Origin of the sequence: Brevundimonas sp., assembly GCF_046295595.1 — a bacterium.
GTDB lineage: Bacteria > Pseudomonadota > Alphaproteobacteria > Caulobacterales > Caulobacteraceae > Brevundimonas.
The window spans coordinates 1-18,118 of the sequence record NZ_JBKBMX010000008.1 but is presented as its reverse complement, the minus strand read 5'-3'; the positions used below and the strand labels follow the sequence as shown (position 1 = coordinate 18,118).

Sequence of the window (18,118 nt, the reverse complement as noted above, 5' to 3'; positions counted from 1 at the left end):
GGCGCCGGGCGTCGTATCGTCAGCCTTGCGCTGGCGCGGTTCCGCAGCTGAACAACACCATCGACCGCCCGGCCACGCCGTAGGCGTCGCCTTGCTCCAAGGCGTCCGTCGCCCCGGTCCGGTCGTCGCTGGTGTCGAGAACCCGGGTCCAGCCACCGCCGCCGGGGGCCGCCGGCAGGCTGAACGGCGTCAGCTGGTGATCGCCGTTCAGCACGATCATCACCGTATCCCGGCCTCCGTCAGCGCCAGCGGCGTTGATCAGCATTCCGAAGAAGCGGGCGTCCCCGTCCTGCCAGTCTGCCTCGCTCATCTCCTCGCCGTTCGCCCTCAGCCAGATCAGGTCGCGCTCCTCCCGCGACTGGCCGAAGCGTCCGAGGAAATGCCGGCTCCGCAGGGCCGGGTGCCCGGCGCGCAAGGTGGTGAGCAGCCGGACGAAGTCCATGATCTCGCGCCCGCGGTCGCCGATGTCCCAGTCCAGCCAGCTGATCTCATTGTCCTGGCAATAGGCGTTGCTGTTGCCCTGCTGGGTGCGGCCGAACTCGTCGCCGGCGAGTATCATCGGCACCCCTTGGGCCAGCAGCAGGGAGGCCAGCATGTTGCGCATCTGTTGCAGGCGCAGGGCGTTGATCGCCGCATCGTCGGTCGGCCCTTCGTGGCCGCAGTTCCATGACCGGTCATGGTCTGAGCCGTCCCGGTTGCCCTCGCCATTGGCCTCATTGTGCTTGTCGTTATAGGTGACGAGGTCGTTGAGGGTCATGCCGTCGTGGGCGGTGACGAAGTTGACGCTGGCCCACGGCCGGCGGCCTTCGTGGTCGAAAAGGTCCCCCGACCCCTGCAGCCGGCGCGCCATCTCCCCGATCGGGGCGTGCCCGCGCCAGAAGTCCCGCGTGGTGTCGCGGAATTTGTCGTTCCATTCGGACCAGCCGGGCGGGAAGCCGCCGACCTGATAGCCGCCGGGGCCGCAGTCCCACGGCTCGGCGATCAGCTTGACCGTCGCCAGCACCGGGTCCTGACTGCAGGCCTTGAGGAAGCCGCTGCGGTTGTCGAAGCCGTTCGGTTCGCGCGCCAGAATGGTGCCGAGGTCAAAGCGGAAGCCGTCGACATGGGTCTCCTGCACCCAGTAGCGCAGGCTGTCCGTCACCATCTGCAGCACCCGCGGATGGCTTAGATTGACGGTGTTCCCGGTGCCCGTGTCGTTGATGTAATAGCGCCGCTCGTCGGGCATGGTGCGGTAGTAGCTGAAGTTGTCGATGCCCTTGAACGACAGGGTCGGGCCCAGCTCATTGCCCTCCGCCGTGTGGTTGTAGACCACGTCGAGGATCACCTCGAGGCCGGCGTCGTGGAAGCGGGCGACCATCTCCTTGAACTCGCGCAGGGTCTGGGCGCGGTCGGAGGCGTAGCGCGGATCCGGGGCGAAGAAGCCGATCGAGTTGTAGCCCCAGTAGTTGCGCAGCCCCTTGTCCAGCAGATGGCTGTCGTCGAGGAAGGTGTGCACCGGCAGCAGTTCGACGGAGGTCACGCCCAGCGACCGGATGTGTTTGATGACCTCGGGCGAGCCGAGTCCGGCGTATGTGCCGCGCAGGTGTTCCGGCACGTCGGGGTGGCGTTGGGTGAAACCCTTGACGTGGGTCTCATAGACGATCGTCCGGTCCCACGGGGTGAAGATCCGGCCCGGCTCGCCCTGCCAGTCGAAGTCGGGATCGACCACCACGCATTTGGGCACATAGGGGGCGCTGTCCCGGGTGTCGAAGCTGAGGTCGGCGTCGGGATGGCCGATGGTGTAGCCGAAACAGGCGTCGTTCCACCGGATCTCGCCCATGTGCGCCCGGGCATAGGGATCGAGCAGCAGCTTGTTGGGATTGAACCGGTGGCCCTCGTGCGGCTCATAGGGGCCGTACACCCGGTAGCCATAGACCTGGTTCGGGCCGAGGCCCGGTATATAGCCGTGGAAAATCTGGTCGGTGTACTCGGGCAGGGTCACGCGGTGCGTCTCGACCTCGCCGCTGGGGTCGAAGAAGCAGACCTCAACCCGGGTCGCATGGGCCGAGAAGATCGAGAAATTGACACCCTCGCCATCCCAGGTGGCGCCGCGGGGCGTCGGCGATCCGGGGGTGACCGGGAAGGTCTCATAGGTTGTCATGGGCGGCTCATGGTCCGAACGATCCGGGTCGGATCCGTCCGGCGGTTAACGGGGAGGGCGGGCGCCGGAGGAATCCGGCGTCAGGAGGCGATCGAATAGTGGTTGTCGGGCATCGGCGGCGACCGGGGCAGGGCGGACTCCGTCGACCCGTCCGCGGCCCGTCGGGCTTTTTCGGCTGCGTGGGCGGACCGGCCGGCGGCGGTGACCATGCCGTCAGCGGTGCACAGACCGGCGCGGGCGAGCCGATCCTGCGCGCTCGCCAGCCCCAGAACATACACCCCCGCCTCAGCCACCAGCAGGCCGGACAGCGCGCTATAGTCTGGATCTGAAAGCGGGCGAAAAATCTGGGACACTCGGTTGTTCGGGCAGGGTATGTCCAACGTTCATGCCGCGCCTTCGTTGCCCGCATTCCCCGGAAAGCGATGAAATGCGATGCTCTGTCCGATCAGCGAGTCCGCCGCGAGAACCGAGCGGCCGTTTACGCTGTAGCGGGTATCGCCCCACCAGGCCCTGCCTGGCGCGGCGCCGTTCTCAAGGGCGTTGGCGATCCGAAGCGGGACCGCGGCGGTGAAGCCGCGACCGGCGAAGCTGCGGCGGAAGGCCAGCAGATGGGCGGCTCTTTCCCCCTCCACCGCCACCGGCTCCAGCGACCCGCGGGCGAAAAGCTCCGGATCGGCCGCGCGGGCCGACAGCAGCCGCGCCACCGTCCGCAGCTTCATCGCGCCGGGCGCGTCGGTCGCCTCGTCCGCCAGCAGCCGGGCGACTCGCTCATAGTCGACCGGCCGCCGGTTGTCGGGGTCGACCAGACTCAGGTCTTCCAGCTCGGCGCCTTGATAGAGATCGGGCACGCCCGGCCACAGGCAGCGGATCGCCGCCTGGACCACGCCGTTGATCGCGCCGGCCGGGGCGATCCGGGCCACGAAAGCCGTCAGGTCGGCGAGGAAGGCCGCCGACCGTCGCGGGTCCAGCAGCGCCCGGATGAAGTCGCGGCTGGCCGCTTCGTAGTCCGCGTCCGGGCGGGCCCAGGACGATCTCAGCTTGGCCTCGCGCAGCGACTTCTCGCGCCACGCCTCGATCCGCCCCGCGAAGGCCCCCAGACCGGCGGCGTCGTCGGCCGGCAGCCCTGTCGGCCAGGCCCCGACCAGCGTCTGATACAGCTGGTACTCGTCATCCGGCGCGAGCCCCGCCGGGCGGACGCCGGCGTTCATCGCGAACCATGACCGAACCGCCGTGGCCCAGGCGTCCGGGGCCTCGCTGAGCACGGCCAGGCGCGCGCGCACGTCCTCGCCGCGTTTGTGGTCGTGGGTCGCCGTGGCCAGCATCGCGTGCGGCCAATCGGCCGCGCGGTCGACGCCGGACTGGATGAATTCTTCCGGCGTCATCGACAGGCGGGCCGGTTCGAAACCGACGTCGTTGCGCGAGAGCAGCCGTCCGTAGCGATAGAAGGCCGTGTCCTCGACCGCCTTGGCCGTGACCGGCGCCGTCAGCTGGTTCAAACGGCGAACCGTATCCGCCGCCGCGTCCGCCTCGCCGTGCGCCCCGTTCAGAAGACCCGCGATGAAATCGACCGCGGCGGTCTCGGCCGGCGCCTCGGCGCGGGCCAGGTCCAGCGCCCGGTCCACTGCCTCGCCTGGAGCCGGGCTATCGGCGTGGCCCGTGGCGTAGCTGCGATAGACCCGCAGATGGGTGATCCAGCGGATCAGCGCCCGCCGGAACGCCGCCGTCGTCAGATCGCGCGTTTCCGTCCGCGCGGCGGCCAGCTGGCGCAGGGCGCGCGCGGCCGCGGTCAGCTGGCCATCGAAGCCGCCGGTCAGAATCTCCACCCGGGCGGCGGTCTCCTCCGCCTCGAACTCCGCGGCGCGGCCGCTGATCTCGGTCCACAGCGCCGTCAGGGGGGCGGCCCCGTCCGGGTCGTGCTGCAGCGCCGAGACCTGGTTCATGAAGTCGTAGCCGCTGGTGCCCTCAACGCCCCAGTCTTCCGGCAGCGGTTCGCCGGCGGCGAGGATCTTTTCGACCACGATATAGGCCGGACCGTCCGCCGCCGACGCCGGCCGGTCTCCGGCGAGGCCATTGAGGCGGGACCGCAGGGTCCGGCAATAGGCGGCCGGATCGGACAGGCCGTCGACATGGTCGACCCGAACGCCGTCAATCAGCCCTTCCGCATACAGGCCGAAGATCACCGCATGGACGGCGTCGAAGGTCGCCGGGTTTTCCATCCGCAGCCCGGCCAGTTCGCTGATGTCGAAGAAGCGGCGCCAGTTGATGATGTCGCCTGCGACGCTCCACAGGGCGAGGCGGAAATTCTGCCGTTCGAGCAGGGCGTGCAGCCGGTCGGGGTCGTTCCACGCGTTCAGGTCGGCAGCGGCCGGATCGGACCCGCCGACCTCGGCGTAGTCCTCGGGCCGCAACGGGAAGCGGTGTGGCCCATAGGCGAACGCCAGCTTCTTCAGGTCTTCGTCCCAGATCAGCCGCAGCGATCCGTCGGCCAGCGCTTCGGCGTAGGTGGAGCCGAGGAAGGGGGCGAGAACCTTGCCCTGCAACTCGGGCTCGGGTCCGTCGAAATCGATGTCGAACCAGTCGGCGAAGGCGCTGTCGCGGCCCTTCTCCAGCACGTCCAGCCACCAGCGGTTGTCGGCCCCGCCGACCGCCATATGGTTGGGCACGATGTCGACGATCACCCCGAGGCCGCGGGCGGCGAGGGCGGCGCACAGCCGGCGGAAACCCGCCTCGCCGCCCAGCTCCGGATTGATGGCCGTCGGATCGACCCCGTCATAGCCGTGCATCGACCCCGCCCGCGCCGTCAGGATCGGCGAGGCGTAGACATGGCTGATTCCCAGATCGGCCAGATAGGGGACGATGGCGACGGCGTCGTCGAAGGTGAATTCCTTGTGGAACTGCAGCCGGTAGGTGGCGCGCGGCAGGCTGGATCTGAGGGTCAACGGCGGGTCCTTCTTGCGTCGACGGCGGCCAGCCGGGCGGCGACTTCGGGCTGGTCCAGCCCCTCGCCGCGGGGCAGGCGTCGTCGCCAGTTCGGGTGTTCGGTGGTGGTGCCGGGCAGGTTCGGCTGTTCGACCTCGCCGAGGGCGTCCTCGATCGGCAGGATGGCCAGGTCGCAGGCGCTGCTTGCGACATGGAGCAGGGCGGGCAGGACGGCGTCGGCCGCCTGGGCCACGCCGGGCTCGGGCCCCTCCGCCGCGCCGGACTGCACCATGGCCCGCCACAGCCGGCCCCGGTCGGTCGCCCGCTCCGCTCGCGCGCCGGCCTCGTCGCCCTCGGGATGGATCTGCGCGCGCCAGTCGATGTCGCGACCGCGCCACCAGCCGTCGACGGTCGGCAGGTCGTGGGTGGTGGTCATGGCCACCGCGTCCCGGCCCCAGGTGCGGGGCGAACTGAAGCCGCCGTCGCGGCTGCGTTCGAACCACAGCACCCGCATGCCGGCCATGCCCGCGGCGGTGCTGGCCTCGCGGAAGCCCTCCGGCACCGTGCCGAGGTCCTCGCCGATCACCACGGCCCCATGTCGGTGCGACTCGAGGGCGATCAGGTTCAGGAGGTCGTCGCGCGGATAGGCCAGATAGGCGCCGTCCGAGGCCGGTCGCCCCTCCGGCGTCACCCACAGCCGCTGCAGCCCGATGGCGTGGTCGATGCGAACCCCGCCGGCCCGCCGCATCGAGGCGCGCAGGGTGGCGAGGAAGGGCGCATAGCCGGTGCGGCGCAGCGCCGTCGGCGAGAAGGTGGTCAGGCCCCAGCTCTGGCCATCCGGCCCGAGAAGATCGGGCGGCGCGCCGACGCTGACGCCGACCAGAACGTCGTCGGGCCGGCTCCAGGCGTGGCTGCCCCAGCCGTCCATGCCGACCGCCATGTCGGCGATCAGGCCGATAGCCATGCCCGCGTCCCGCGCCGCCGCCTGGGCCGCGCCCAGATCAGCGTCGGCCCGCCACTGGGCGTAGAGGTGGAATTCGACCTCGGGGTCGTCGGGCGACAGGGCCTGGACCGCCGGACTGGCGGCGTCGGCGTAGCCGCCCGGCCAGTCGCGCCAGATGTACAGACCCTGCGGCCGGAAGCGGGCGTCGAGCGCTTCGAACCGTGCGTGGGCCAGCAGCAGGTCGCCGCCCGCGCGCACGAAGGCGTCGAAGTCCGCCCGGCCTTCGCCGGAACCGCGGAAGGCGTCATAGCCCCGGCGGAGCGCCGCCAGCCTCGCCGCGGCCGCCGGGGGCCAGTCGATCAGCTCTTCCTCAGGGGCCTCGCCAAGCGCTTCGGCGCGCGCGTAGAGGGGATTCAGAAACAGCCGCGTCGAGGGCCCATAGGGGCCGTAGCGGCCCGGGTCGGCGGCGAACAGGGCGTGCACCGGGCTGACCGCCACAGCATCGGCGCCGAGTCCGGCGGCCGTGGCCGAGAATCGGCCGAGGTCGCCGAAATCGCCGAACGGGCCGCCGCCATTCAGGGCGTAGATCTGCACGGCGAGCCCCCAGAGCCGGCGACCCCCGGCCACGTCGCCCACCCGCAGCGCCCGCGGCGGGCAGATCGCGAGTGTCACGGCCGCGCCGTCCAGCTCGAGACGGTGGTAGCCGAGCTGTCGCGGGACCCGGAACGATATCCGGTCACCCTCGTGGCGGAGCTTCAGCGTCTGGCTGCCGCCTGTCTCAAAATGCAGTTCGGCGGGCCCGCGACCGGCGAGCTCGATCCGCTGTCCCGCCCGCGCCACGATCATCGCCGGCGGCTCCGCCGCCTCGCGCTCGAGTCGTTCCAGGGCGGCGAGCCGGGCCGCTTCACTGCCGGCGTCGATCCCCATGGCCGCCAACAGGGCCGTCAGAACCTCGTCGGAAACCGTCTGCGGCTGACCACGGTAATCGCTCCACCCGGCCGACAGCCCGGCCCGTGAGGCGAGCGCCAGAAGCGAGGCATTGCTCATGACTCGATCCAGGCGCGGGTCTCGAAGGCGGCCAGCTTGTCGGCCGCGCCCTCGCCGTAGACCGGCGCCGCCGTGGGCAGGTCGGCGGCGACCGCGGTGTCGCCGAGGTTGACGGCGAGGGTCAGCCGCGACCCGTCGCCCAGCCGCCACCGCGCCATCACGCAGCGGTCGGCCAGGACGTCGGCCCCGAGCGACCGGACGTCGTTCAGATGCGGCGTGATCCGCCGGACCCGCAGATCCAGCAGCGCCTTGTAGAGCGCCCGCCAGTTGGCGGCGTCCGGGGCCGTGTCGGTCCACCGCGACGCCTCGAAGGTGGTCATGGCGTTCGGATCAGGGATGGTCTTGCGGCGCTCGGGGTCGGCAAACTCGGGGGCCCTGGCGAACTCCCGGCGACGGCCCTCGCGGACGGCGTCGGCGAGGTCGTCGTGGAAGTCGGTGAAGAACAGGAACGGCTCGCGCGCCCCGACTTCCTCGCCCATGAACAGCATCGGGATTTGCGGCGACAGCAGCATCAGGGCGACCGCGGCCTTCAGGGCTTCGGGGTGGGCGAGGGCGATCAGCCGTTCGCCCATGGCCCGGTTGCCGGTCTGGTCATGGTTCTGCAGGAAGCTGACGAAGGCGGTCGGCCGCAGGTGGCCGCTGGGCGCGCCGCGCGGATGGCCCCCGGGCGGTGTCTCGCCCTGATAGATGAACCCCTCCGCCAGACAGCGGGCGAGCTTTTCGGTCGGCGATTGGGCGAAGCCTTCGTAATAGCCGTGCGTCTCGCCGGTCAGCAGCACATGCAGGACATTGTGGAAGTCGTCGTTCCACTGGGCGTCGAACCCGGCTTCCAGCGGCCCCGGCGAATTGGCCTCGTTCTCGAGCATCAGGTGGACGTGGCGGTCGGCCGGCAGACTGGCCCGCACCTCGGCCGCCATCTCGGTCAGCCAGCTCTGGTCGAGGATGGCGTGGACCGCGTCGAACCTGAGGCCGTCGAACCGGAAGGCGTGCAGCCAGTACAGGACGTTCTCGGTGAAGAAGCGCCGCACATCCGGATTGCGGAAGTCGATCGCCGCCCCCCACGGCGTCTGTTCCCCGGCGTCAAAGAAAGCCGGGGCGTAGGTCGGCAGCCAGTTCCCTTCCGGCCCGAAGTGATTGTAGACCACGTCCAGAAAGACCATCAGGCCCAGATCGTGGGCCCGGTCGATCAGGCCGCGGAGCTCGTCCGGCGAGCCATAGGCGCTGTCCGGCGCGAACGGCAGCACCCCGTCGTAGCCCCAGTTCCGCGTGCCGGAAAAGTCGTTGATCGGCATCAGCTCGATGGCGGTCACGCCCAGCTCCGCCAGCCCCGGCAGCGCCGCCGCAATCCCCGCATAGCCGCCCATGACTCCCGCATGCAGCTCGTAGATGACCGTCTCGGCCCACGGCCGACCGGTCCACGCATCGTTCCGCCAAGCATAGGCGTCGATCGGCTCAACGACGCTGGGCCCGTCGACATCCTCGGCCTGTCGGCGTGATGCGGGGTCGGGGACCCGATGGCCGTCGGCGGTGACGAACCGGTAGCGCGTCCCCGCACCGCCCGGCGCTGTCGCCTCGACAAACCCGTCCTCCGCGGGCTTCAGCGGCACGGTCGGCCCGCCCTCGATCTCGACGGTCAGACCCTCCGCGCCCGGCGCCCACAGCCGAAAGCGCACCCCGTCCGCCTCGATGCGCGGTCCGAAGCGGTAGTGGACGTTCCGGGCGGCGCCCGCCTGCGGCGTCATGCTCAGGACTCCAGCCGGAACACCAGCGCCGCCAGCGGCGGCAGGGTGACCTCGATCGAGCAGGGTCGCCCATGGGCCGGTTCCGGCCGGGTCCAGACCTCGCCGGCGTTGCCGATGTCGCCCCCGCCATACAGACCCGAGTCGGTGTTGAGGATCTCGGCCCAGCGGCCTTCGGCTGGCGCGCCCACGCGATAGCCCTCGCGCACGACCGGGGTCATGTTCAGCACGATCATCAGCGGCGGCGCGCCCTCCGTCCGGCGCACCCAGGCGAAGACGCTGTCGGCCGCGGCGTCGCCGATCAGCCAGTCGAACCCGGCCGGATCGGAGTCGGTGCGGTGCAGGGCGGGCTCGTCGCGGTACAGCCGGTTCAGATCGGCCACCAGCTGCTGCAACCCGGCATGCCCCGGCTGCTCCAGCAGGTCCCAGTCGATCTGCGCATCGTGGTTCCACTCGCGCTGCTGGCCGATCTCCAGCCCCATGAACATCAGCTTCTTGCCCGGATGGGTCCACATGAAGCTGTAGTAGGCGCGCAGATTGGCCAGCTTGCGCCACGGGTCGCCTGGCGCCCGCTCGAACAGCGAGCCCTTGCCGTGCACGACCTCGTCATGGCTGAGCGGCAGCACAAAATGCTCCGAGAAGGCGTAGACCAGCCCGAAGGTCATGTCGTGGTGGTTGTAGGATCGATAGATCGGATCCTGGCCCAGATAGGTCAGGGTGTCGTGCATCCAGCCCATGTTCCATTTGAAGTCGAAGCCGAGCCCGCCCTGTTCGACCGGCCGCGACACGCCCGGCCAGGCGGTGGACTCTTCGGCCAGGGTGATCGCCCCCGGGGCCCGTTCCTTGACCAGGGTGTTCAGCCGCTTGAGGAAGGCGATCGACTCGAGGTTCTCGCGCCCGCCGTGGACGTTGGGCACCCACTGGTCGTGCGCGCGGCTGTAGTCGCGGTACAGCATCGAGGCCACGGCATCGACGCGCAGGCCGTCGATGTGGAAGGTCTCCAGCCAGTACAGCGCCGAGGCCAGCAGATAGCCTGACACCTCGCGCCGCCCGAGGTTGAAGATCAGGGTGTTCCAGTCCTGGTGGAAGCCTTCGCGCGGGTCGGCGTGCTCGTACAGATGGGTGCCGTCGAACTCGGCCATGCCGTGAACGTCGGTCGGGAAGTGGGCTGGAACCCAGTCGAGGATCACCCCCAGGCCGGCCGCGTGGCAGGCGTCGACGAAGCCGGCGAACTCGGCCGGCGAGCCGTAGCGGGCCGAGGGGGCGAACTGCGACAGCGGCTGATACCCCCATGAGCCGCCGAACGGATGCTCCATGATCGGCAGCAGCTCGATATGGGTGAAGCCCAGCCGCACCGCATAGGGGATCAGCCGGTCGCTCAGCCCCTGCCAGTCCAGGGTGCTGTCATTGCCGTCGGGCCGCAGCCAGGAGGCGGCGTGGACCTCATAGATCGAGATCGGTGATGTCGCCGACTGGCGCCCGGCGCGGTCGGCCATCCAGCGCTGGTCGGTCCAGACGAAGGCGTCGGGCGAGGCGACCACCGAGGCGGTCGCCGGCGGCAGCTCGGTCTGCCGCGCCAGCGGGTCCGCTTTCTGCGGCAGGATGTGTCCGTGCGGCCCGACGATCTCGTATTTGTAGGTCGCGCCGGCGGTCAGCCGCGGCAGGAACAGCTCCCAGACGCCGGACTCGCCACGCCGCCGCATCGGGTGCCGACGGCCGTCCCACATGTTGAAGTCGCCGACGACCGAGACCCGTCTCGCATTCGGCGCCCAGACGGCGAACCGCACCCCGGCGACGCCTTCGCACACGGTCTCGGCCGAACCGAGCTTCTGGGCCAGATCCCAGTGCGACCCCTCGGAAAACAGATGCAGGTCCAGCTCGCCGAGGATCGGCCCGAAGCTGTAGGGGTCCTCCGTTTCCTGCACCGCGCCCGGCCACTGGATACGCAGCAGATAGGGGACGTCGTCCGACCGCGCGCCGGTCCACAGGTCGGAGTCGCCTTCGCGCTCCAACCGGCCCAGCGAGGCGCCGTCGTCACGCGCGACCAGCTCGACGCCTTCCGCGCCCGGCAGGAAGGCGCGCACCACGAAGCGCTCGCCGACCCGGTGCGGGCCCAGCACCGCGAACGGGTCGGACAGCCCGCCGCCCGACAGGGCCTCGGCGGCGATCGGGTCGGTCAGAGGCGCGGCGACGCCTTCGCTCGCGGTTTCAGGCGTGTTCTTGCGCAGCTTGGTGAGAGTCCGGGCCATTACAGACCTTCCTTGATCTGTTGGGTCAGGTCGGCGAGGCCCTGCAGCGGCACGCCGATCCAGTCCGGCCGGTTGGCGGCCTCATAGGCGATCTCGTACGCCGCCTTCTCGAGGGTGAAGACCGCGAGCAGGCCTTCGTTCACCGGCGGCACGGCGTCGCCGCCGCCCTCGGCATAGCCTTCCAGCAGGGCCGCCCGCGCCTCCTGCCGGAAGCGCTGCAACAGGCCCTGGGCCCGCACCTCGGCATCGCCGCCGCCGGCGACGAGACTGGTGCGCGACGCGAGGGCCGCGGCGTAGTCGAACGAGCGCAGCACGCCGGCGAGGTCGCGCAGCGGACTGGCCTTGGCCGTCCTCTGGGCGATGGTCTTGCGCGGCTCGCCCTCGAAATCGATGATCTGCACATCGGCCCCCGCGACCAGCACCTGGCCGAGGTGGAGGTCGCCGTGCACCCGCGTGCTGGGCGCGCCGACGGCGTCCTTGAGCAGCCGGTCGACCGAAGCCGTCAGCAGGTCGCGTTCGGCGATGACCGCGTCAGCCAGCGTCCGGTTTTCGTGCGACAGCTCGGTCCGGGCCAGCAGGTCCAGCGCCTCGCCGATCTCCGTTCTCGCCTGATCGGCCCAGGCGGCGGTCAACGCCTTGTCGGCGGTCTCCGGCGCGAAGGCCGGATCCTCGTCGGGGGAGGCCAGCGCCGCATGCATCTGGCCGATCCGCAGTCCCAGCGTCCGGGCGAAGGCGGCATAGGGTTCGAAGGTGCTGGCGTCGTCGCGCCCGAACGGGGTCGCCCCCTCATCGATGACGCGGCGCAACTGGTCGAGCGTCCAGGCCCACCCGTCGCCCTGGTTCTGCACATAGGCCTGTATGATGGCCACGGTCCAGGCCGTTCCGTCGGCCTCATAGCGGATCACCTCGCCCAGCAGGGCCGGCGATCCGCTGAAGCCGCGCTCGGTCAGCGCCCGGTTCATCTCCGCCTCCGGATGCACCCCGGGCGTCAGGCGCCGGAACAGTTTGATCACGGCCTGGCGGCCGACGATCATGGTCGAATTGGTCTGCTCCGCCGCCGGCCATTCGATCTCGGCGTCCTCGGGCAGTTCGAGGTCGGTGACCGCCGCCGTTGGCCGGCAGACCAGCCGGCCCCCGTCGGCCAGGGCGCTCTCGGCCCCGGTCTTCAGGCCCCGGACGAGGGCGTGAGCCAGCATCGGCGAGGCGAAGGCGTCGGTCAGCAATCCGACCCGTCGTCCACGGCGCACCCGCGCAAGCGCCAGCGGCGCCTCGAACGGATGGTTCGGCTCGTCCTCCCAGGCGACGGCGAGCGGCAGGGCGTAGCGGTCGACCGTGTCTCCGGCGTTGACGTCCAGCTCGACGAACAGCGCCTCGCCGTCCGAGCCGGGCAGGGCGTCGATGGCGTTGATCCGGATATCCGCGATCTCGTGGTCCTTGCTCTGGAACCAGCGGCGCTGGGCGATGTACTCCGGCAGGATTTCCTTCTGCAGCGTGTCGCGCGATCCGCCCCCGACCACGTCCATCAGGCCCGAACGCAGGACGAAGGTGTGATGTTCGACGCCCAGACCCGGGGTGGCGCTGCTCCACGCGGGGGCATCGGCCTCCTCGCTCAGCAGGAACCACAGGAAGCCATAGGGCGGCAGGGTCAGCAGGTAGGTCAGCCGGCCGATGGCCGGGAAGGGGGTGCCCGCCGACAGTTCGACCGGGATGCGGCCGGCGAACTCGGACAGGTCCAGCTCGACCGCCTGGGCCGAGCGGGAGACATTGGCGACGCACAGGATCACCTCGCCCTCATGCTCGCGATAATAGGCCAGGATCTTGCGGTTCTGAGGCCGCAGGAAGCGCTGCTGACCGCGCCCGAAGGCCTGGTGCTGGGCGCGCACGGCCAGCATCCGGCGGGTCCAGTTCAGCTGCGAATGCGGGTCGCGCCACTGGGCTTCGACATTGACCGCCTGATAGCCGTACAGCGGGTCCTGAATGGCCGGCAGAACCAGCGAGGCCGGGTCGGCCCGGCTGAAGCCGCCGTTGCGGTCCGACGACCACTGCATCGGCGTGCGCACGCCGTCGCGGTCGCCGAGGTGGATGTTGTCGCCCATGCCGATCTCGTCGCCGTAATAGAGCACCGGCGTGCCGGGCATGGTCAGCAGCAGGCAGTTCATCAGCTCGACGCGGCGACGGTCACGCTCCAGCAGGGGGGCCAGCCGGCGCCGGATGCCGAGGTTGATCCGCGCCCGGCGATCCGAGGCATAGGTCTCCCACAGATAGTCCCGCTCCTTGTCGGTCACCATCTCCAGCGTCAGCTCGTCGTGGTTGCGCAGGAATATGGCCCACTGGCAATTCTCCGGAATCTCCGGAGTCTGGCGCATGATGTCGGTGATCGGGAAGCGATCTTCCTGGGCGATGGCCATGTACATCCGCGGCATCAGCGGGAAGTGGAACGCCATGTGGCATTCGTCGCCGTCGCGACCGAAATAGGCCTGGGTGTCTTCGGGCCACATATTGGCCTCGGCCAGCAGCATGCGGTCCGGATAGGTCGCGTCCAGCTCCGTCCGGATGGCCCGCAGCACGTCGTGGGTTTCGTCGAGGTTCTCGTTCGAGGTGCCCTCGCGCTCGATCAGATAGGGGATGGCGTCCAGCCGCAGCCCGTCGATGCCGAGATCGAGCCAGAACCGCATCACCGACAGCACCGCCTTCAGCACCTGCGGATTGTCGAAATTCAGATCCGGCTGGTGGCTGTAGAACCGGTGCCAGAAATAGGCCTGCGCCTCCTCGTCCCAGGTCCAGTTCGACTTCTCGGTGTCGCAGAAGATGATCCGCGTGCCGGCATAGGCCTTGTCGGTGTCGGACCAGACGTAGAAGTCCCGATGGGCCGAGCCCTTCTTCGCCTTGCGCGCCCGCTGGAACCACGGGTGCTGGTCCGAGGTGTGGTTGATGACCAGCTCGGTGATGACCCGGATGCCGCGCGCGTGGGCCTCCTGAATCAGCCGGCGCACATCGGCCATCTTGCCGTATTCCGGGTGCACATCCCGGTACTCGGCGATGTCATAGCCGTCGTCCCGTCGCGGCGACGGATAGAAGGGCAGCAACCAGATGCAGTTGACCCCCATGTCGACGATGTAGTCGAGCTTGGAGATCAGCCCCGGGAAGTCGCCGACGCCGTCATTGTCGCTGTCGAAGAACGACTTGACGTGCAGTTGGTAGATGACGGCGTCCTTGTACCACAGGGGGTCCTTGTCGAACGCGGCGGGTTTGGCTTTGACCATGGAAACTCAGTTCAGGACTTGGAGATGCGCCAGATGGCGTAGGGACGCTCGGGCGTCAGGCGGAGATGCTGGGTCTTGCCGGTCCAGCGGAAGGCATGGCCCTCCAGCAGATCCTCGACCGCGACGCTGTCGCCGTCGCCGAGACCGAACTCCCACAGCGGGACCTCGAAATCGGCTTCCTGCGGATGGTGGGGGTCGAGGTTGACCGCCACCAGAATGCGGTCTTCGTGGCCGGGCGCAGTCTTGGAGAAGTAGAGGATCTGGTCGTTGAAGGCGTTGTGGAAGGTCACCCCGAGGTGGCTCTGCAGATGCGGATGGTCGCGGCGCAGGGCGTTCAGCTGGGTGATCTCGTCGACGATGTCGCCCGGCCGGCGATCAGGGCGGACGCGGACCTCGTATTTCTCGCTGTCCAGATATTCCTCGCGGCCCGGCAGAGCCTCGAACTCGCACAGTTCGAACCCGGCATAGACGCCGAACAGACCGGACAGCGTGGCCCCCAGGGCGGCCCGGATCAGGAAGGCGGCGCGGGTCCCGGACTGCAGGAAATACGGATTGATGTCGGGGGTGTTGACGAAGAAATGGGGCCGGAAGAACTCCCGCACCGGCCCGTTAAGCTGGGTCAGATATTCGGTCAGTTCGGCCTTGGTGTTGCGCCAGGTGAAGTAGGTGTACGACTGCGAGAACCCGACCTTGGCCAGCTGATACATCGGCTTGGGCCGGGTGAAGGCCTCCGACAGGAACAGCACATCGGGATAGGCTGCCTTCACCTCGGCGATCATCCAGCGCCAGAACGGCAGCGGCTTGGTGTGCGGATTGTCGACGCGGAACACGCGCACGCCCTCGCCGGCCCAGAACAGCACCACGTCGCGCAGCGCCAGCCACAGGCCCGGGACCGCGTCGCCGGTGTAGAAGTCGACGTTGACGATGTCCTGATATTTCTTCGGCGGGTTCTCGGCGTATTTCATCGACCCGTCGGGTCGCCAGGCGAACCAGCCGGGGTGTTCCGTCAGCCACGGGTGGTCGGGGGCGCACTGGATGGCGAAGTCGAGCGCGATCTCCAGCCCGTGCTCCGCTGCCGCGGCCACCAGGGTGCGGAAGTCCTCCAGCGTGCCGAGCTCGGGGTGGATGTCGGCATGACCGCCCTCCGCCGCGCCGATGGCGTAGGGGCTGCCCACGTCGTCCGGCCCGGGCGTCAGGGTGTTGTTCGGCCCCTTGCGGTTGCGTCGGCCGATCGGATGGATCGGGGTGAAGTACAGGGTGTCAAAGCCCATGGCCTGAACCCGGGGCAGGGCGCCGATGACGTCCAGCAGCTTGCCGGGGCGGGCCTTGTCATCCGTCTGCGAGCGGGGGAACAACTCGTACCAGCTGGAGAACCGCGCCGCCTCCCGCTCGACCTCGACAGGCTGCACATGGCTGCGGGTCAGGAAGCGCGGCGTCACCGCCGCCTCCATCGCCGCGTGCAGATCGTCGCGCAGCATCAGCATCGCGCGGGCATCCGCCTCATCGGTCGCGTCCAGCTCGGTGACGAAAGACTTCAGCGCGGACCCGGCGGCCTCGATCAGGGCGCGGCCCTCGCGCACCTCCAGCGACAGGTCCAGACCGGCGTCAAGCTTCTTGCGGAAGTCGCGGACGAAGCCGCCCCATTCGTCGATCCAGGCCTCGACGACATAGGCGTGACGGCCCAGCCGCAGCAGCGGCGCCGAGCCGGCGAACCGGTCGTTCGGCAGCGCCTCCATCGGATACCGCCGCCAGTCGGCCTCATCGTCGGCCTTGACCAGCAGGGCGGCGGCCAGTTGTTCGTGACCGTCGGTGACGACATCCGCCTCGACCTCGAGTCGGTCTCCGACGACGCGTTTGACGGCATAGGTCCCCTGGTCAACCGACGGGTCGAGGTTGTCGACGACGACCCGCGCCGCCGCGGCCGTGGCCGCCTTCAGGTCCTGGCTCGCCCGCGCCCGCTTTGGCCGGACGGATGCGGATGGTCGCGCCGCGAACAGCCGCACGCCATGAGGCCCGATGCTGTCAGGCTGGTCGCCGTCGAAGCCCGGAACCGGAGTCAGTCCCGTCAGCCCGGCGGCCGGCAAGGTCTCGGCGGTGCAGGCCAGGCTCTCGCCTGTGCGGTTGCGGACCAGCAGCAGGCCTTCCCCGCCGCGTCGCGTCAGGCGGACATCCAGATCGGCGGCGGGCCCGGTCAGCCGCCGCACCGGGTCGCCGGCGCCGGCGCGGCGGAGCAGGGCGTTGGTCGCCCGCACCGCGTCGGCGACCCCGTCCCCGTAGCCCGCCTCCATGATCCAGCCTCGACCCTCCAGCGCGATGGCGGCCAGCGCGGCCCGCCGATCCTCGACCGACAGCGTCCCGCCGTTCAGGCCAATCCGGGGCGCGGTTTCGATTCCGGCCGACGCGTTCCCCTCACCCTGCAGCGTCGACAGTAGCCGGCCCAGCGCGACTTCCCCCGGGGGCGGCAGGACCAGGTCGAATTGTTCGGCGAGCGGGGCGAGCAGGCCCGCAAGCCAGTCGGCCACGGCCGAGCCGGGTTCGGCGCGCGCCAGCCTCAGACGGCCGTCGTGCAGGGTCTCCGGTCGGCGCGGATCGGTCGCACCGAGACTGCCGGTCGCCGGATTGGGCAGAAAGGCGCGCGGCTCGGCCCGGGCTATCGGATGGTCGGCGTCCAGCAGCAACGGCGGCAGTTCCGCGGCCAGCGCCTGCCCGGCCCGCTGCGCTGCCTCCTTCAGCCCATCCGGCAAGATATCCTCGTCCGGACGAGGGCCGCCGTAGAAGCCCGGATTCAGTCGAACCACCAGAAGGTCGAAACCGAGGCCGGCGATCTCGCCCGGACGAACGTCGGGGCTTCCGGCCTGCAGAGAGACGGCGTCGATTATGCAGGCGCGCATAGGCGCGCCGGTGGCGTTCAGGGGCATGAGCTTCCAGAGCAGGCGCGAGGGGTGTGATCTAAGAACGACGCCCGGCTCCGCCTGTTCCCCGAAAGACGGGGTTGTCGACTTGCGGAAGGAAACGAGAGCGTGGCGGACAGGGTGGGATTCGAACCCACGGTAGGCTCACACCTACGGCGGTTTTCAAGACCGCTGCCTTAAACCACTCGGCCACCTGTCCGTGTCCCGCGAGCGGACCCGCCGCATAGCGCCAAACACCCCGTTAACCAAAGCGGAAATCTCTGGCGCCATCCTCGCGGCCCTCAAGGGACGGAACCATGGCCGCGAAACTTCTCAGGGGACTCCTCGCCGCCGGCCTGCTTTCGCTGCTGGCCGCCTGCGCCGGCGGGGCGAAGCCGGGCGTCGGCGGCCTGCCGGTCGTCACCGATCCGGCCCCCATCGTCTCCGGGACGATGCGGCCCTACCAGATCCGCGGCCGCTGGTACCGGCCCGAGGAACAGCCCCGCTACGACGAGACCGGCCTGGCCTCGTGGTACGGCGACCAGTTCCACGGCCGCCCCACGGCCACCGGCGAGCGATTCGACATGAACGCCCTGACCGCGGCCCACAAGACCCTGCCGCTGCCCGGTCTGGTCGAGGTCACCAACCTCGCCAACGGCCGCCGCGTCGTGCTGCGCGTCAACGATCGCGGCCCGTTCGTCGACAGCCGCATCATCGACCTGTCGCGCGGCGCCGCCGACGCCCTCGACCTGCGCCGCGCCGGGGTGGGGGAGGTGAGGGTGCGCTATCTGGGCCGCGCTCCGCGTCAGGGCGGCGGCTCGACCCTGCAGTACGCCGCCGCGCCGGCTCCGGCTCCGGCCCCGGCGCCGCCCGCGCCGGCGATCGGCCCGGTCCCCTACCAACGGCTCGCCGCCTTGCCGCCGCCGC

General features: G+C 69.9%; 9 protein-coding genes and 1 tRNA gene. 1 reads left to right on the top strand and 9 read right to left on the bottom strand.

Annotated features, from left to right (window positions below):
* Nucleotides 1–19: 19 nt before the first annotated feature.
* The 9 genes from glgX to ACK4JY_RS07265 form a co-directional block, all read right to left on the bottom strand.
* Nucleotides 20–2,140 carry a glycogen debranching protein GlgX gene (gene glgX / locus ACK4JY_RS07305; protein ID WP_409604236.1) on the bottom strand — a complete coding sequence of 707 codons (2,121 nt, stop codon included), beginning with the start codon at nucleotides 2,138–2,140 and terminating at the stop codon, nucleotides 20–22.
* An 80-nt stretch (nucleotides 2,141–2,220) separates the two neighbouring features.
* Nucleotides 2,221–2,493 carry a hypothetical protein gene (locus tag ACK4JY_RS07300; protein WP_409604234.1) on the bottom strand — a complete coding sequence of 91 codons (273 nt, stop codon included), beginning with the start codon at nucleotides 2,491–2,493 and terminating at the stop codon, nucleotides 2,221–2,223.
* A 30-nt stretch (nucleotides 2,494–2,523) separates the two neighbouring features.
* Nucleotides 2,524–5,079, bottom strand: coding sequence for a malto-oligosyltrehalose synthase (treY, locus tag ACK4JY_RS07295; protein WP_409604232.1), 2,556 nt, complete (start codon nucleotides 5,077–5,079; stop codon nucleotides 2,524–2,526).
* Nucleotides 5,076–7,049: a 4-alpha-glucanotransferase gene (gene malQ / locus ACK4JY_RS07290; RefSeq protein ID WP_409604230.1), complete on the bottom strand. Its 1,974-nt coding sequence runs from the start codon at nucleotides 7,047–7,049 to the stop codon at nucleotides 5,076–5,078. The genes treY and malQ overlap by 4 nt, the downstream gene beginning before the upstream one ends.
* The gene (treZ, locus tag ACK4JY_RS07285) at nucleotides 7,046–8,791 is read right to left on the bottom strand and encodes a malto-oligosyltrehalose trehalohydrolase (protein WP_409604228.1); all 1,746 of its coding nucleotides are present in this window, start codon (nucleotides 8,789–8,791) and stop codon (nucleotides 7,046–7,048) included. Before treZ ends, malQ begins: the two co-directional genes overlap by 4 nt.
* Nucleotides 8,792–8,793: 2 nt before the next feature.
* Nucleotides 8,794–11,037 (bottom strand): 1,4-alpha-glucan branching protein GlgB, encoded by a 2,244-nt coding sequence (gene glgB / locus ACK4JY_RS07280; protein WP_409604226.1) that lies wholly within the window; start codon nucleotides 11,035–11,037, stop codon nucleotides 8,794–8,796.
* Nucleotides 11,037–14,300 (bottom strand): maltose alpha-D-glucosyltransferase, encoded by a 3,264-nt coding sequence (treS, locus tag ACK4JY_RS07275; protein ID WP_409604224.1) that lies wholly within the window; start codon nucleotides 14,298–14,300, stop codon nucleotides 11,037–11,039. Before treS ends, glgB begins: the two co-directional genes overlap by 1 nt.
* An 11-nt stretch (nucleotides 14,301–14,311) precedes the next feature.
* A complete protein-coding gene (locus tag ACK4JY_RS07270) occupies nucleotides 14,312–17,218 on the bottom strand; it encodes an alpha-1,4-glucan--maltose-1-phosphate maltosyltransferase (RefSeq protein ID WP_409604222.1) in 2,907 nt (968 codons plus the stop codon).
* A 103-nt stretch (nucleotides 17,219–17,321) separates the two neighbouring features.
* Nucleotides 17,322–17,411, bottom strand: a tRNA-Ser gene (locus tag ACK4JY_RS07265).
* A gap of 97 nt (nucleotides 17,412–17,508) precedes the next feature.
* On the opposite strand from ACK4JY_RS07265, the gene ACK4JY_RS07260 reads away from it, so the two are divergent.
* A partial coding sequence (locus tag ACK4JY_RS07260) for a septal ring lytic transglycosylase RlpA family protein (protein WP_409604220.1) occupies nucleotides 17,509–18,118 on the top strand: 610 nt, incomplete at its 3' end.

What these genes read in the sequence shown, in the direction of transcription:
- treS (WP_409604224.1), bottom strand. Translation starts at nt 14,300, where the DNA reads ATGGTCAAAGCCAAACCCGCCGCGTTCGACAAGGACCCCCTGTGGTAC.
- malQ (WP_409604230.1), bottom strand. Translation starts at nt 7,049, where the DNA reads ATGAGCAATGCCTCGCTTCTGGCGCTCGCCTCACGGGCCGGGCTGTCG.
- glgB (WP_409604226.1), bottom strand. Translation starts at nt 11,037, where the DNA reads ATGGCCCGGACTCTCACCAAGCTGCGCAAGAACACGCCTGAAACCGCG.
- treZ (WP_409604228.1), bottom strand. Translation starts at nt 8,791, where the DNA reads ATGACGCCGCAGGCGGGCGCCGCCCGGAACGTCCACTACCGCTTCGGA.
- ACK4JY_RS07270 (WP_409604222.1), bottom strand. Translation starts at nt 17,218, where the DNA reads ATGCCCCTGAACGCCACCGGCGCGCCTATGCGCGCCTGCATAATCGAC.
- glgX (WP_409604236.1), bottom strand. Translation starts at nt 2,140, where the DNA reads ATGACAACCTATGAGACCTTCCCGGTCACCCCCGGATCGCCGACGCCC.